Origin of the sequence: Flavobacterium gelatinilyticum (genome assembly GCF_027111295.1) — a bacterium.
Lineage (GTDB): Bacteria > Bacteroidota > Bacteroidia > Flavobacteriales > Flavobacteriaceae > Flavobacterium > Flavobacterium gelatinilyticum.
Map to the genome: position 1 here is coordinate 142818 of NZ_CP114287.1, position 14546 is coordinate 157363.

The 14546-nt window shown below is 35.7% G+C and carries 10 protein-coding genes; 9 read left to right on the forward strand and 1 reads right to left on the reverse strand.

Going from position 1 to position 14546, the window contains the following annotated elements:
* Positions 1–8 precede the first annotated feature (8 nt).
* The 6 genes from OZP11_RS00460 to OZP11_RS00485 all read left to right on the forward strand — a co-directional run bounded on the left by OZP11_RS00460 (position 9) and on the right by OZP11_RS00485 (position 8981).
* Positions 9–1616 (forward strand): RagB/SusD family nutrient uptake outer membrane protein, encoded by a 1608-nt coding sequence (locus tag OZP11_RS00460; protein ID WP_281233279.1) that lies wholly within the window; start codon positions 9–11, stop codon positions 1614–1616.
* Positions 1617–1644: 28 nt separating this feature from the next.
* Complete coding sequence (locus tag OZP11_RS00465; RefSeq protein WP_281233280.1) at positions 1645–2715, forward strand: SusE domain-containing protein; 1071 nt, start codon at positions 1645–1647, stop codon at positions 2713–2715.
* 108 nt (positions 2716–2823) lie between these two features.
* A complete protein-coding gene (locus OZP11_RS00470) occupies positions 2824–3921 on the forward strand; it encodes a glycoside hydrolase family 53 protein (protein WP_281233281.1) in 1098 nt (365 codons plus the stop codon).
* 3 nt (positions 3922–3924) lie between these two features.
* Positions 3925–4953: a glycoside hydrolase family 53 protein gene (locus tag OZP11_RS00475; RefSeq protein ID WP_281233282.1), complete on the forward strand. Its 1029-nt coding sequence runs from the start codon at positions 3925–3927 to the stop codon at positions 4951–4953.
* Between the two features lie 82 nt (positions 4954–5035).
* Positions 5036–7471: a DUF4982 domain-containing protein gene (locus OZP11_RS00480; RefSeq protein ID WP_281233283.1), complete on the forward strand. Its 2436-nt coding sequence runs from the start codon at positions 5036–5038 to the stop codon at positions 7469–7471.
* A 172-nt stretch (positions 7472–7643) separates the two neighbouring features.
* Positions 7644–8981, forward strand: a complete 1338-nt coding sequence (locus OZP11_RS00485; RefSeq protein WP_281233284.1) for a DUF3108 domain-containing protein — start codon at positions 7644–7646, stop codon at positions 8979–8981.
* 195 nt (positions 8982–9176) lie between these two features.
* Here the strand turns inward: OZP11_RS00485 and OZP11_RS00490 are convergent, their stop codons facing one another.
* Complete coding sequence (locus tag OZP11_RS00490) at positions 9177–9698, reverse strand: hypothetical protein (RefSeq protein WP_281233285.1); 522 nt, start codon at positions 9696–9698, stop codon at positions 9177–9179.
* 373 nt (positions 9699–10071) lie between these two features.
* Between OZP11_RS00490 and OZP11_RS00495 the strand changes: the two genes are divergently transcribed.
* Genes OZP11_RS00495 through OZP11_RS00505 form a run of 3 tightly spaced genes read left to right on the forward strand, consistent with a single transcriptional unit; the run spans position 10072 to position 14291 of the window.
* Positions 10072–12492 carry a TonB-dependent receptor gene (locus OZP11_RS00495; RefSeq protein WP_281233286.1) on the forward strand — a complete coding sequence of 807 codons (2421 nt, stop codon included), beginning with the start codon at positions 10072–10074 and terminating at the stop codon, positions 12490–12492.
* Positions 12493–12510: 18 nt separating this feature from the next.
* Entirely contained in the window at positions 12511–13542 is a 1032-nt protein-coding gene (locus OZP11_RS00500; RefSeq protein WP_281233287.1) for a sensor histidine kinase, read from the forward strand.
* Between the two features lie 35 nt (positions 13543–13577).
* Positions 13578–14291 (forward strand): LytR/AlgR family response regulator transcription factor, encoded by a 714-nt coding sequence (locus OZP11_RS00505; protein ID WP_281233288.1) that lies wholly within the window; start codon positions 13578–13580, stop codon positions 14289–14291.
* Positions 14292–14546 lie beyond the last annotated feature (255 nt).

Genomic DNA, 14546 nt, shown 5'->3' on the forward strand with positions numbered 1-14546 from the left:
ACGAAATCATGAAAAAATATATAGTAACAGCAGTAGTTGCATTGACTTTGGTTTTTCAGTCATGTACAGATGATTTAAATGTGGTTTCGAAAGATGACGACGTTTTGTCTTCTGATGTATTATTTTCTACACCGGACGGATATAAAAAAGCATTTGCAGGAGTGTACGGAAATTTAACTTTAACAGGTGTACTTGGTCCTGATAATTCTTCGCTTGAAGGTGTTGATGCAGGAACCAGTCAGTTTACAAGATGTTTATTGTACATGCAGGAATTAACGACAGACGAATTGGTCTGGAGTTACGAAAATGACGGAGGAACGGCAGAATTGCAGCGCAATATCTGGACAGCGGCCAATCCGGTTATTTTAGGAATGTTCAGCAGAACGATGGTTTCTGTTTCGTATGCAAACGAGTTTCTGCGTCAAAGTACGCCGGAAAAATTAAGTTCAAGAGGAATTAATGATGCTGCAACTTTGGCAGATATAGCGCTTTACCGTCAGGAAGTTCGTGTGTTAAGAGCGTATGCTTATTACAATATGATGGATTTATTTGGAAAAGCGCCAATGTATACCGAAAATGATCCTGTAAATTTTACCGGACCGGAATTTAACAGAAAACAGTTGTTTGATTTTATTGAAACGGAATTGAAAACCGTTTTACCTGATTTAAAAGCTGCCAGAACCAATGAATATGGAAGATTAGACCAGTCAATGGCACGTATGATTCTGGCTAAAATGTATTTGAATGCTCAGGTGTACATTCAGGCCGATCGTTTTGATGACTGTATTACAATGTGTAACGCGATTATTGACGGCGGATATATTTTAAAACCAAAATATCTGGATAATTTTAAAGCAGATAACAACACTTCTCAGGAAATTATTTTCGGAATCCAGTCAGATGGAGCGGTTTCTCAAAACTGGGGAGCAACAACAGTACTGACAAACGGACAAATTGGTGCGTGGGAAAATAATGGAGCCGACTTTGGAATTGGCGGCTGGACCGGTGCGCTTAGAATCAGAAAAGAATTTGCTCAGAAATTTGACGGAGCAAAATTTACTCAGGATACCAGAAATACAATTGGTAAAGGTGTTACGGGCGATCCCGGAAAACAAAGATCTATTGATATTGATGATATCGGTGTGAAAACACAAGGTTATATTTTATCTAAATTTTCTAATAAAACTTCGACAGGAGTTAACGGAATCAGCTCTACGTATGCAGATACTGATTTCCCGCTATTCAGATTAGCCGATGTGTATTTAATGTATGCAGAAGCCACTTTAAGAGGCGGAAACGGTACAACAAGTCAGGCATTAACCTATGTAAATGCTTTAAGACAAAGAGCGAATTCTAATTTGACTGTCGGCAACATTACTTTAAGTGATTTAACGCTTGATTTTCTAATTGATGAAAGAGCACGCGAATTACACTGGGAAGCACATAGAAGACAAGATTTAATTCGTTTTGGAAAATATACCGGAGGATCATACAATTGGGCATGGAAAGGAAATTCATCAAAAGGAATTGCGATCCCTTCTTATATGAGTGTTTTTCCAATTCCGGAAGCATCATTGGGTGCTAATAGAAATCTTACTCAAAACACAGGTTACTAAACTTTTTTTAACGTAAACGATATACAAAATGAAACTTATATATAAATTATTTATAGCAGTTGTAATGCTGACAGGATTCTGGTCTTGTGAAAATGAAGAAAATTTAATGATTTTAGAACCTCAGGAAGCTGCATTTGCTATCATTACTCCGGAAAGCGGTTCTTCGACCATCCTGAATAAAGATACACCAAACAATACAGCCCTGACTGTAACCTGGGAAAAGGTAAATTACGGTAATCCAACCATTATTACCTATACAGTTCAATTTGCAGCAAGTAATACCGAATTTGCAGCACCGGTAGATATTACAAGCACTACAAGTACTCATGCAACGGTTACAGTAGCTGAACTAAATGCAAAAGCACTTGAACTGGGATTAACCGCAGATGTTGAAGGAACAATCGATGTTAGAATTAAATCTACAGTTGGAACCATGCTTTCAGAACCAAAATTTTCTACACCTATTACAATTGCATTGACTCCTTACAGAGGAGTATTCCCTAAAATTAATTTATTTTTAGTAGGACCGGGCACCGCAGCAGGATGGAGTGTAACCAGCAATAACATGCCAATTTACAGAGATACAAAAGAGAATGCAAAGTTCTATTATACAGGATTCTTTAATAAAGACGGATTTAAATTAATTGAACAGATTGGTATGTGGGCTCCGGCTTACGGAACAAATGGCGCTAAAGTACAATACAGAGCAACAGAAAGCGATACTGATCCGGGAGTATTCCCAACAACTGCTGCAGGATATTACAGCTTTGAAATCAATCTGGAAGAGTTAACGTATAAAATCACGCCGTATACCGGACCAATGACAACGTACGCAACTATTGGTTTAACAGGTTCTGTGTTAACAGGCAATGATTCCGGATGGGATACAGAAGTTCCTTTAGTAAAATCTGCATTTGATGCTCATATCTGGAAAGTTACTCAAACGCTAAAAGCCGGAAAAATGAAATTCAAAGCAAACAACAGCTGGGATGTAAGCTGGGGAGATAATGGCGGCGATATTATTATTGAGGAAGCCGGAAAATACGAAATCTGGTTTAATGACTTAGACGGACGTTATATGTTTATACCAACACTATAAATTGAATTGAAAATAAAGAGAAGCCTCAATACGGTTATTTTGGGGCTTCTTCTTAAACTGAAAAAAATGTATTTTCAAATTTAAAATTTACTCACTATAACTCATAACATGAAAAAATATATAAAAATTTTGGGATTAATTGCCCTGACTGCGATTCAGTTTTCGTGTTCGGGTAATGATTCTGAAGATACAGAATCGGTTAACCCGCCAGATGCATCGGATACCTTTATCAGAGCATCAGATGTTTCTTTTCTTCCACAAATGGAATCTTTAGGAACTAAATTCTACAGTAACGGCAAAGCAGAGCCAATGCTTACCACATTAAAAAATGCCGGTTGTAATACAGTCCGCATTCGTTTATGGAAAGATCCTGTAAACGGGCGTTCCGGTTTAAACGAAGTAAAGCAGCTCGCTAAAAAAGCAAGACAGGCCGGTTTAAGAGTCTGGATTACCGTTCACTATTCTGATAACTGGGCAGATCCGGGAGAGCAGACCACTCCTAAAGAATGGAAAAATTTATCTTTTACTGATTTAAAAACGGCAGTTTCTAATTATACAACTACAATAATTTCAGAAATTAATCCGGATATTATTCAGATTGGTAATGAAATCAACAGCGGATTATTATGGCCGCAAGGAAATTTAATCAGTAACGAACAGCAATGCATAGCTTTATTAACTGCAGCAAGTGCAGCGGTTCGAAGTAAGGCACCAAACACAAAAATAATGATTCATTATGCAGGTGTAGAGAGCGGCGCGACAGACTGGTTTTTTAGCAAAATGAAAAGCATAGATTACGACTATATCGGACTGTCTTATTATCCTGTATGGCATGGTAAAGATTTAACAACAGTAAAAAATACCATTGATGCTTTAGGAAAGAAATTCAGTAAAAAAGTCCTGATTGCAGAAACAGCATATCCTTTTACCTTATTGCACAATGATCAGACGAATAACATTGTAGGAACAAATGATCAACTGGTACCGGGTTATCCGGCAACTCCTGCAGGACAGAGAACTTTTGTTACAGATATTAAAAACATCGTAAAAACATCAGAATTCGGACAGGGATTCGCGTATTGGGGAGGCGAGTGGGTTGCTTTTAAAGGCCCTCAGTCTACAACTGGTTCCACATTCGAAAATCAGGCCCTTTATAGTTTCGATAATAATGCCTTATCAGTAATGCAGGCTTTTAGCAAAGATTAAAACATGAAAAAATCACTTAAAATTGTATCTTTTTTAATGCTTACTGCCGTTCTGTTTACTTCCTGTAAATCTAAAATGGCAGAGGAAGAATATTCTTTTTCTAAAGGAGCAGATGTAGGCTGGCTGCCTCAAATGGAAGCAACAGGTTATAAATTTTATGATGCAGACGGCTCTGAGAAAGACTGTCTGCAATTATTAAAAGATCGCGGTATAAATACAATTCGCTTACGGGTTTGGGTAAATCCAAATGACGATAAAGCCAGCGGGCACTGCAGTCCGGAAGAAACCGTTGTCATGGCAGTTCGAGCACAAAAGATGGGAATGCGCATCATGATCGATTTTCATTACAGCGATTCGTGGGCAGATCCCGGAAAACAAAATAAACCAGCAGCATGGGCCAAACATTCTTTTCCGGAATTGCTAACCGATGTTTACCAGCATACTTATGATGTGCTGAAAATGCTAAAAAAAGCCGGAGTAACGCCGGAGTGGGTTCAGGTTGGAAATGAAATACCAAGCGGTATGCTTTGGCCGGAAGGTCATACAGACAATTTTAATCAGCTGGCACAATTGCTTAACAAAGGATACGAAGCCACAAAAGCAGTCGATCCAAAAATTAAAGTTATTGTTCATTTAGACGAAGGAAATAAAAGCGAAAAATTCAGATGGTTTTTTAACAAAGCAACCGAAAATAAAGTTAAATATGATGTAATTGGTTTATCCTATTATCCATTTTGGCTTAAAACCGATTATCAAAGCACTATCAAAGATTTAGAAAATAATCTAAAAGATATGGCTTCCCGCTACAATAAAGAAGTTATGGTAGTCGAAGTTGGCGGCGATTATACATTAGAACAAAATACCAAAGAAATGCTCGAAGCTACTATAAAAGCCGTAAAAAGCGTGCCTGATAATAAAGGTTTAGGTGTTATTTATTGGGAACCGCAAGGCGAAAAAAGCTGGAGCGGTTATCAGTTAAACGCCTGGCTTCCTGACGGAAAACCATCTCCGGCATTGGATGCTTTTAAATAATAAATATTAAAATTTACCATTAAGGCATTAAGCTTGACTTAATTAACCTAATGCCTTAGTGGTAAAAAAATTAAAACAGAAAATGAAACTAATTTTTAAGTCCATATCATTCTTATTTCTGATGCTTTTTTCATCTGGAAAATTGATGTCGCAATCAAGTACCGTTATTTTAAAAGACAACTGGCGCTTTTCTAAAGAGGTAAAAGAAGATGCTTATTCAGTAGATTATGATGCTTCAAAATGGGAAAAAGTCAGTGTACCTCATGATTGGGCGATCTATGGGCCTTTTGATAAAAAATGGGACATTCAGACGGGAATCATTGAACAAAACGGAGAAAAAGAAGCGACCGAAAAAACAGGAAGAACAGGAGCATTGCCGCATATTGGAACCGGATGGTACCGTAATACTTTTACTATTCCGGAATTTAAAAAAGGAAAAAAAGCAATTCTTCTTTTTGAAGGAGCAATGAGCGAACCTCAGGTATTTTTAAATGGAAAAAAAATTGGAAACTGGGGGTATGGATACAGCTATTTTTATATTGATATTACAAATGATCTTACTGCAGGATCAGAAAACGTATTAGCTGTAAAATTAACTAATTTACCATTTTCTTCGAGATGGTATCCCGGAGCCGGTTTGTATAGAAATGTGAGTGTTATTGTATCTGAACAGGAAAGTTTTGCACAATGGGGAACTTTTATTACAACTCCCGAAACCAAGAGCAATGATGCTGTTGTAGATATAAAAGCCGAATTTCATGGCAGTAACGTTTCAATGATAACCCAGATAAAAGATGCTGAAAATAAGGTTGTAGCCACACAAAAAACTACTGAAACAAAAGACGGGAAATTCCATCAGACGATTTCAGTTGCCAAACCTAATTTATGGAGTCCGGAAACACCTTATTTGTATACAGCTGTAACCAAATTATATGCAGCTGACGGAACGTTAAAAGATGAACAAAACATAAAGTTTGGTATACGATACATCAAATATGAACCGAATAAAGGATTCAGCCTTAACGGAAAAGTGACTAAATTTAAAGGAGTCTGTCTTCATCATGATTTAGGACCTCTTGGTGCAGCTGTGAACAAAGCAGCGCTTCGCAGACAGCTTACAATTCTTAAAGATTTAGGATGTAATGCCATCAGAAGTTCTCATAACATGCCTTCTTTTGAGCAGCTTGAACTGGCAGACGAAATGGGATTTATGTTTCTTGCAGAAAGTTTCGATGAATGGGCAAAACCAAAAGTAGAAAACGGATACAATCGCTTTTTTACAGAATATGCAGAAAAAGACATTGTAAATTTAGTGAGAGCTACACGAAATCATCCTTGTATTGTAATGTGGAGTTCAGGAAATGAAGTTCCGGATCAATGGGGAGCAGAAGGGGTAGAACGTGCCAGATGGCTTCAGGATATTTTTCACCGAGAAGACCCTACAAGACCCGTGACTGTTGGCATGGATCAGGTAAAAGCAACTATGGAGTCCGGTTTTGGGGCTTTACTGGATATTCCAGGGTTAAATTACAGAGTTCATCTTTACGAAGAAGCCTATAAAACATTTCCGCAAGGATTAATTTTGGGTTCAGAAACAGCTTCAACAGTAAGTTCAAGAGGAATTTATAAATTTCCTGTGGTTCAGGAAAAAAACAAACAATACGATGATCTTCAAAGTTCATCTTATGATTTAGAAGCCTGCAGCTGGTCCAATGTTCCTGATGATGATTTCGTGCTTCAGGACGATAAACCATGGGTTATTGGCGAATTTGTCTGGACAGGTTTTGATTATTTAGGAGAACCTACGCCTTATGATGAAAAATGGCCGTCAAGAAGTTCATATTTCGGAATTTCGGATTTGGCAGGACTTCCTAAAGATCGTTTTTATCTTTACAGAAGCAGATGGAATACGAAGGATAAAACGCTTCATATACTGCCGCATTGGAACTGGAAAGGAAGAGAAGGTGAGATTACTCCCGTTTTTGTTTACACAAATTATGACAGCGCTGAACTTTTTGTAAACGGAAAAAGTATGGGAATCCAGAAAAAGAGTAATGCAACGCCGCAAAACCGTTACCGTTTAATGTGGAATGATGTGAAGTATGAACCGGGAACAGTTAAAGTGGTTGCATTTGATTCGAATGGAAAAAAAGCGGCTGAAAGCGAGATTAAAACCGCTGGAGATCCTTATAAAATTGTTCTTAAAGCAGATCGTAAAACTATAAAAGCAGATGGCGATGATATCTCTTTTGTAACAGTTTCGGTAGTCGATAAAAACGGAATTGAATGCCCCGCAGCAACTGATGAACTGCAATTTGAAGTAACAGGCGCCGCAACATACAGAGCAGCTTGTAATGGAGATGCAACATCATTAGAATTGTTTCATGAGAATAAAATGAAACTTTTCAGCGGTAAACTTGTTGTACTGGTGAAATCAGTTAAAAAGGCAGGTGCGATCCAATTGGAAGTAACAGGTAAAGGACTGCAGAAAGGGAAAATAAATTTAAAATCAGAGTAATATCCGATTTAACAAAAAGAAGCCGTAATACTTATTGCGGCTTCTTTTTGTTTTGATATAATTTTAAAGCGTCAACCTTGTTTTTTCGGGCAAAATAGAAAACTACCATGAAATCAGGTATTTTTTTTTGTTTTTGATGTCTGTAAATTTGTTGCTGATCAAAATACTCACAATGAAAGATAATAGTATAGATAGTTTTTTTAAAAATAATACCTCAACTGTGGTAAAACAACTTTTGTATGTTTTTATCCTGTTTCCGCTTATAGTGTTCGGACAAAAAGAAATTATTCCGGGCAGTAAAGATATAAATACCAAATATATTAAACCCGAAAAGTCACTCTATACGGTATATTATGTTAAAGGCACTGAATGGAAAAATATGGGATCACTTACCTATGATATTGTTACTGCTAATAATCAATTAACTTTAAACAATACTTTCACTCCAAAAGATAACGGAAAGCCCACTACACGTATTAGTACAGCAGATGCCCAAACACTTAAAGCTGTAAGTTATACCGATGAAACTAAGAACGCAAAACTGAATCTGAACTTTGGTGAAACCATTACGGGTAATTTTTATTCGAAGAAAACTAAAAAAGACAAAAAGTTGAAGCTTAAACCTACTGTGGAATATTTTGATTTCAACTGGACCGATCATCTCATTGGAACACTTCCGCTGGATGTAGGTTATAAAGCCCGTTTTCCGCAGTTTTATTATAATGATGAATCAAATGTGCTTGTAGAGTATTATACCATCAAAGAAGTAAAAAGTTTTATTTACAATTCTCCAAGAACAGGTAAACATGACACATGGCTTGTTTCAGTTCTGGAAGAAAGCACAAAAGGTATTTATAATTATATTATAGATAAAAAAGACCGTCGTCTCTGGCAGCGTGAAATGTCTATGGCCAACGGAATGTGGGAAATTACAGTTAATGAAGAACTGGATTATCAGCCTATTAAAAACAAATTTAATAAAGAGGAAGCCGTGCAGCAAATCTCTAATGGTAATAGTGTTATAATAGGAACAGCTTATGCAAGATCAGATTCTGGTAAAAGATTAGGCGGACTTGTTAATACTGCTAAGAAACAATATGCGCCAAAAGGCACAGAGATTACACTTTTTCCAAGCTCAGCGTATTATGAGGAATGGGTAGAAGTGAACAAGAAAATCCGTAAGCAGAAAAAAATGCCGGAAGTGCCTTTGAATAGTGATTTTGGTTATTCTGTTAAAAAATCCAAAGTTTATGACGATCAGGGACATTTTGAGTTTGCAGATCTAATGCCGGGCACTTATGTCGTAATGGTCAGCTTTGATTTTACGAACTCTTACAACTATTCATACGTATCCGGATATACAAATTATTACAATTATTTTGGTTATCAGGGATCTACAACAAATTATGGTACAGCAAGACAGGCCTATACTGATAAAGCCAATATTGAAAAACGGGTAACCATAGAAAAGGACGGCGATAAAAAAGAAGTGAACTTAAAAGAAATGTAATACGATTGTAATGACAATAAGAGCTTATTTTCGTAAATAAACATACTCGTATCTCCCAAACTATTGGTAAAAGAATGAAAATTTCGTTAGATATGAGAAACAGTTAAACAGGAGTTTTATTTTACTGCCGGATATTAAAATTCGGCAGTATAATACCTCGAATTTTCAATTAATTACATTCAAAAAAAACTTTACTTATAAGCCATTTGCTGCTTTAAAGCTTTCGGCTGCAGTATGAAGACGAGCTTCCTTTTCATATACCGCATTATAAAGCTGCTTTTTTTGTCGTGTCAGTGTCATAAGACTATCGCTGGCATTCTTTGATTCATTGTTCTTTAGCGTTTTAAGAAGTGCCTGCTGCTCTATTTCTTTTTTATCGAATACATTAAGCGCTTTAAGCGCTTGATAATATTCAACAGAAGCCGTTTTTAGTGATTCCCCTTCTGGAACACCCTCGCTTGAAAGTTTCCTGATAGCTGCAATAAGCGCATCAAACTCTACAGCCTGCTGCTCTACAGCCTTAATGGCACCTTTATAATCCTCTTTTTCCAGATATTTCAGTTTCTCTTCTCCTGAACCTTCTTTTCCAACAATAATCTCAAAGGCTCGACGCTCCGATTGATCGAGTGATTCCTTAAAATCAGCAGCCCTAGATGATTTACAGGAACTTATTATTATAAACAGAAATGATGTTAGAAAAATACCAAACCTTCTCATTATTATGGTTTTATAGATGTTAATTTAATAGTGGAAATTATTCTTAAAAAAACAATTTCCGAAATAATTCAATCAGCAATTATGATAAAAAAAGCATCGGATTGAATAAAAAATAATAACTAAGTTACGTATTATAAATATTTTATGAAATAGATATAATTAGAAATGTAAATCTTCAGACGGTATTTATATTGCAGTCGATAGATTGCCGGAAATATTTTTAAAGTGAAAATTATAACAGACATTCTGTAATAATTTCATGTTTTACGCATTGTTGTGCTATTCATCAAGGGTTTTGAACCACCGGTCAAGAAAGTTTCTCTAAAGAATATTGTCCTGATAGCTTTGTCTTCATTAAGAATAAAAAGTAAATATGAAGGTAAAACAAATAATTCTGTGTGCATTGACATTTTTTGCAGCGCAGACGATACAGGGTCAGGTAAATATTTCAGGAAAGATAATTTATGATCAAAAACCTCTTTCGGATGTAAATGTGCTTGTTCTAAAAGAAGATTCTGGTTTTGCAGCCAGTGCTGAAACGGATTCTACAGGTACTTATACAATTTCCAATATAAGAGCAGGCAGTTATAAAATAGTATTTTCACTGATTGGTTATAACAAAGAAACACTGTTCATAAAAACAGCTTCAGAAGATCTGAAAATGCCGGATATCATTATGAAAATGGAAACTGTTGAAATGAATGAGGTAACGGTTCAATCGAAACGATCTGCATTTAAACTTGAACCGGGAAAAACCACGGTTACGCTTTCTGCAGCTTCATTAGGATCTAATGGTTCGCTTTTGAGTATATTGGAAAAAATCCCGGGAATATTAATTTTGAGTGACGGATCGGTTATTTTGAACGGGCAGACAGGTGCAAATGTGATGATAGACGGTAAACAGTCTTATTTAAGCGGCGAAAATCTCTTGAATATGCTGCGTTCTATGTCCGGCAGTACAGTTGATAAAATAGAAATGGTGTCCAACCCTTCTTCTCAGTACGATGCTGCCGGACCGGCAGGATTTATCAATATTAAAAGCAAAAAGAAAAGAGAAGAAGGGGTAAATCTTAATCTTGCGTCGAATATAGAAGCAGGAAAACGTATCAGACAGAATCAAAACTTTTCCTTACAGCTGGATGGTGAAAAATATACATTCTTTACCAATTATTCATTTAGAAGCGGACAAGATTATATTTTAGTCAATTCGTATAGGGAATATTTAAGAACCAAAACGGCAGATACAAGCGCCGCAGTTCTCAACATGGATGCAGACAGAAAATTCAGTTCGAATTCACATTATTTAAAAACAGGAATTGAGTACCGGTTTTCAGAAAATTTAAATTTAAGTACTGATGTATATCGAAATTGGTTTAAAAGAAATAAAGATGAAGCAGTTTTGTCTGAGCTTTTTCAAGGTTCTGGTTTTAGAGACTTTTCTCTTTATACTGATAATGAACAGAATTCTAATCATGAAAGTTTAGGAGGCGGGATTCGGATAGTATATAAATTCAGTCCCAAAATAAAATGGGAAAACTTATTTAATTTTCTTGTTTTCGAACAGAACGAAAAATTGGATCAGGAAAGCAGCATCTCTAATACATCAGAGCCAGATTCTGAGAAAGAGCTCCGCGGGAGAATGGGAGGTACTATACAAATAACAAATCTACAATCTGATTTTAGCTGGGATACAGATGAGAAATTTGTATTTTATTCAGGGCTGAAAGGTTCATCAATAGCTATTGACAATAATGCAATATATAATATTTTACAGCCGAGCGGATGGATTGAAGATGAAAAACTTAGCAGCAATTTTTTTTATAAAGAAAAAGTATTGGCAGCATATCTGCAGACAGAACAAAAATGGTCAGAACGTTTTTCAACCAAAGCAGGACTTCGTCTTGAATTAACAGATACCGAAGGACGTTATGTTTCAGGAGGGCGTGATTCGACAGTTGTAAGGAACTACCAACAGCTTTTTCCGGCCTTTTCGGCAAGCTACAATATCACAGATAAATACACTGTAGGACTGCAGTACGGAAGACGCATTGTCCGCCCAAACTACAGAGACCTCAGCCCCTTCACAGAAGTAAATGACAGGTATCTGCAGGAGAGAGGCAATACGGCATTACGACCGGAATTGATAAATAACATTGAATTGTCATGGCTGGTAAAACAGCAATATACATTGAGTATGTTTTACAATACACGTAAAAATCCCATCAGTAAAAGTTATCTCACCGAATCAGAAAGCGATATTACAATTGTAACGCCTTTAAACCTGACAAAAAGTTATGCTTTAGGAATAAAAGCAGGTGTTAATAATATCAGTCCAATGAACTGGTGGACATTACATTTAAATGGTTCTTTAACATATAAGAAATTCCAATGGCAGGAAATGGGCATTTTGTATACAAATAGTCTCTTGACGCCTGTACTTCAATTTAACAATCAATTTAAACTGCCTGGAAAATGGGCTTTTGAAGCAACAGGATATTATAGCGGTGCAATGGCCGAGGGACAGGCCGAAATTGGCACAATAGGTTCTGTATCATTTGGAGCACGAAAAAACTTCTTTGAAAACAAGTTAAGTTTATATGCATATATCAATGATGTCTTTTTGACTAATATTCAGAATATCAGACTCTATAACAGTCTTATTGCTGGATTTTACAAGGAAAGGAGGGACAGCCGTATGGCAGGGATTACTATTTCATGGAGGTTTGATTCAGGCAATTCATCAAAAGCGATGCGAAAAATAGAGAATATGGAAGAAAGTAACCGTATCAATTAGTAAATTAGAACCGGCAACATGATTAAAACAAATAAAATAGCAATTGAATATATTTACCCGGCTTTCTGGGGGATTCTCATGTTTAATTTACTGAGAGCTGTCACTGATTTAACACATCGTGGTATTTTCTGGGAAGGCGACATGAAGCTGCATGCTGTAGCATTAACACTATCAGTTTTTACCTGTTACGTATGTAGTTTTTTATGGAGAAGAAGACTTCGCAGAACAGCTGAGTTTAAAGATACAGCGAAGCATTATCTTTTTATTCTTGCAGAACTAACTTTTTTGCTGAATCTTTTGCTTATTACCGGTCAGGCACTGGGAGTGCTGTTTATGGGGTCAGGCTGGATCGATTATATGCTTATTAATTCAATTTATCTGCCACTGTTGTTGATTTTTTATGCACTGATCCGCAGTACCGTTATAGAGAAAAATGTAAATGAAAAAAATCTGACGCTCGAAAAATTGAAAACAGAAAAAAAAGAAGCAGAGCTTGAATTTTTAAAATCCCAGTATCATCCGCATTTTCTTTTTAATGCCTTGAATACTATTTATTTCCAAATGGATTCAGATACATTGCAGGCAAAAAAAAGTATCGAATATTTATCAGAACTACTGCGCTACCAGCTTTATGATGTAAATCAGGAAGTCGCATTTCATCAGGAAATAAATTATTTGCGTTCTTTTATTGCTTTTCAACAACTTAGAAAAACCGATAAACTTGTAGTAAATATTGAAATAGATCCGGCTTTGCACGAAGAGCGCATACATCCCTTACTATTTCAGCCGCTTTTAGAAAATGCATTTAAATATGTTGGAGGTTTGTATCAGATAGATTTTGTATTAAAGCTGGAGAATAATCAAATCTATTTTGAACTGAGAAACACTGTTTCCCAAAATTCCGGTTTTTCATATACAAAAAGCAGAGGTATAGGACTTAATAACTTAAAACGAAGATTGGAATTGCTTTATCCTGAAAAGTATGTGTTAAATATACATGATGAAGAAGATTTTTTTAAAGTTATACTGATAGTATCTTTAAAACAATAACGCTGAAAATTGCGCCTAAGAAATACTTTTATAATATGAAATTGAAATGTGTTATTACAGATGATGAACCCGTGGCCCGTAAAGGTATCAGGAGTTATATTGAAAAAACAGATTTTCTCTCGCTGGCAGGAGAATGCGAAACAGCAATAGAATTAAACAGTTTACTTAAAAAAGAATCTGTAGATGTAATATTTCTTGATGTTGAAATGCCCGGTCTCTCCGGTATGGAATTCTTGGCCTCTGCGGTAAATCTTCCTAAAATTATTATTGTTTCGGCTTATGAGCAATATGCCCTGAAAGGATATGAAATGAATGTTTTCGATTATCTCTTAAAACCGGTATCCTATGATCGCTTTCTCAAATCTGCTAACAGACTATATGATCAGCACGTTAAGGAATTTAAAACTGAAAATAAGGATTATATTTTTATTAAAGTAGATAAAAAAGCTAAAAAACTGAAATTCAAAGACATTTTGTTTATAGAAAGTATGGAGAATTATGTTTTAATTCATACTGTTGAGTCAAAAGAAATGATGTACTGTACTTTGAAAATGATGGCTGACAGTCTTCCATCTGATGTCTTTGTTCAGACGCATCGATCATTTATTGTCAATACAGAACACATTCAGTCAATAGAAGGCAATACATTAGAAATTAGAAACCATAAAATTCCTTTATCAAGAAGCTTAAGAGATGATATTTATAGTAAATTAACAGAAGGTTGCTTTATTAGAAGAAATAAAGGGTGAAAAGTAACTGCTTTAACTGTTGTTAAAACATTACTTTAACGCTCACGCAGGAAATCGCAAAATGAATGTATTAGTAGAGTAACCATTCGATGTATGTTATATACATCAAGAGAGTAAGTATAATCAGTAAAATGATCTTTGACATTTAATGTTTTGTTTTTGATGATTAAAAATGAGAATGTGTATTGAAATTGAATGTGTTAAAAAAAACATTCAATTCAAATTAAGGAATATTTAATCAAAAAGCTTTACTAT

Coding starts and splice junctions, on each gene's coding strand:
- OZP11_RS00460 (WP_281233279.1), top strand. CDS start 9: ATGAAAAAATATATAGTAACAGCAGTAGTTGCATTGACTTTGGTTTTT.
- OZP11_RS00465 (WP_281233280.1), top strand. CDS start 1,645: ATGAAACTTATATATAAATTATTTATAGCAGTTGTAATGCTGACAGGA.
- OZP11_RS00470 (WP_281233281.1), top strand. CDS start 2,824: ATGAAAAAATATATAAAAATTTTGGGATTAATTGCCCTGACTGCGATT.
- OZP11_RS00475 (WP_281233282.1), top strand. CDS start 3,925: ATGAAAAAATCACTTAAAATTGTATCTTTTTTAATGCTTACTGCCGTT.
- OZP11_RS00480 (WP_281233283.1), top strand. CDS start 5,036: ATGAAACTAATTTTTAAGTCCATATCATTCTTATTTCTGATGCTTTTT.
- OZP11_RS00485 (WP_281233284.1), top strand. CDS start 7,644: ATGAAAGATAATAGTATAGATAGTTTTTTTAAAAATAATACCTCAACT.
- OZP11_RS00490 (WP_281233285.1), bottom strand. CDS start 9,698: ATGAGAAGGTTTGGTATTTTTCTAACATCATTTCTGTTTATAATAATA.
- OZP11_RS00495 (WP_281233286.1), top strand. CDS start 10,072: ATGAAGGTAAAACAAATAATTCTGTGTGCATTGACATTTTTTGCAGCG.
- OZP11_RS00500 (WP_281233287.1), top strand. CDS start 12,511: ATGATTAAAACAAATAAAATAGCAATTGAATATATTTACCCGGCTTTC.
- OZP11_RS00505 (WP_281233288.1), top strand. CDS start 13,578: ATGAAATTGAAATGTGTTATTACAGATGATGAACCCGTGGCCCGTAAA.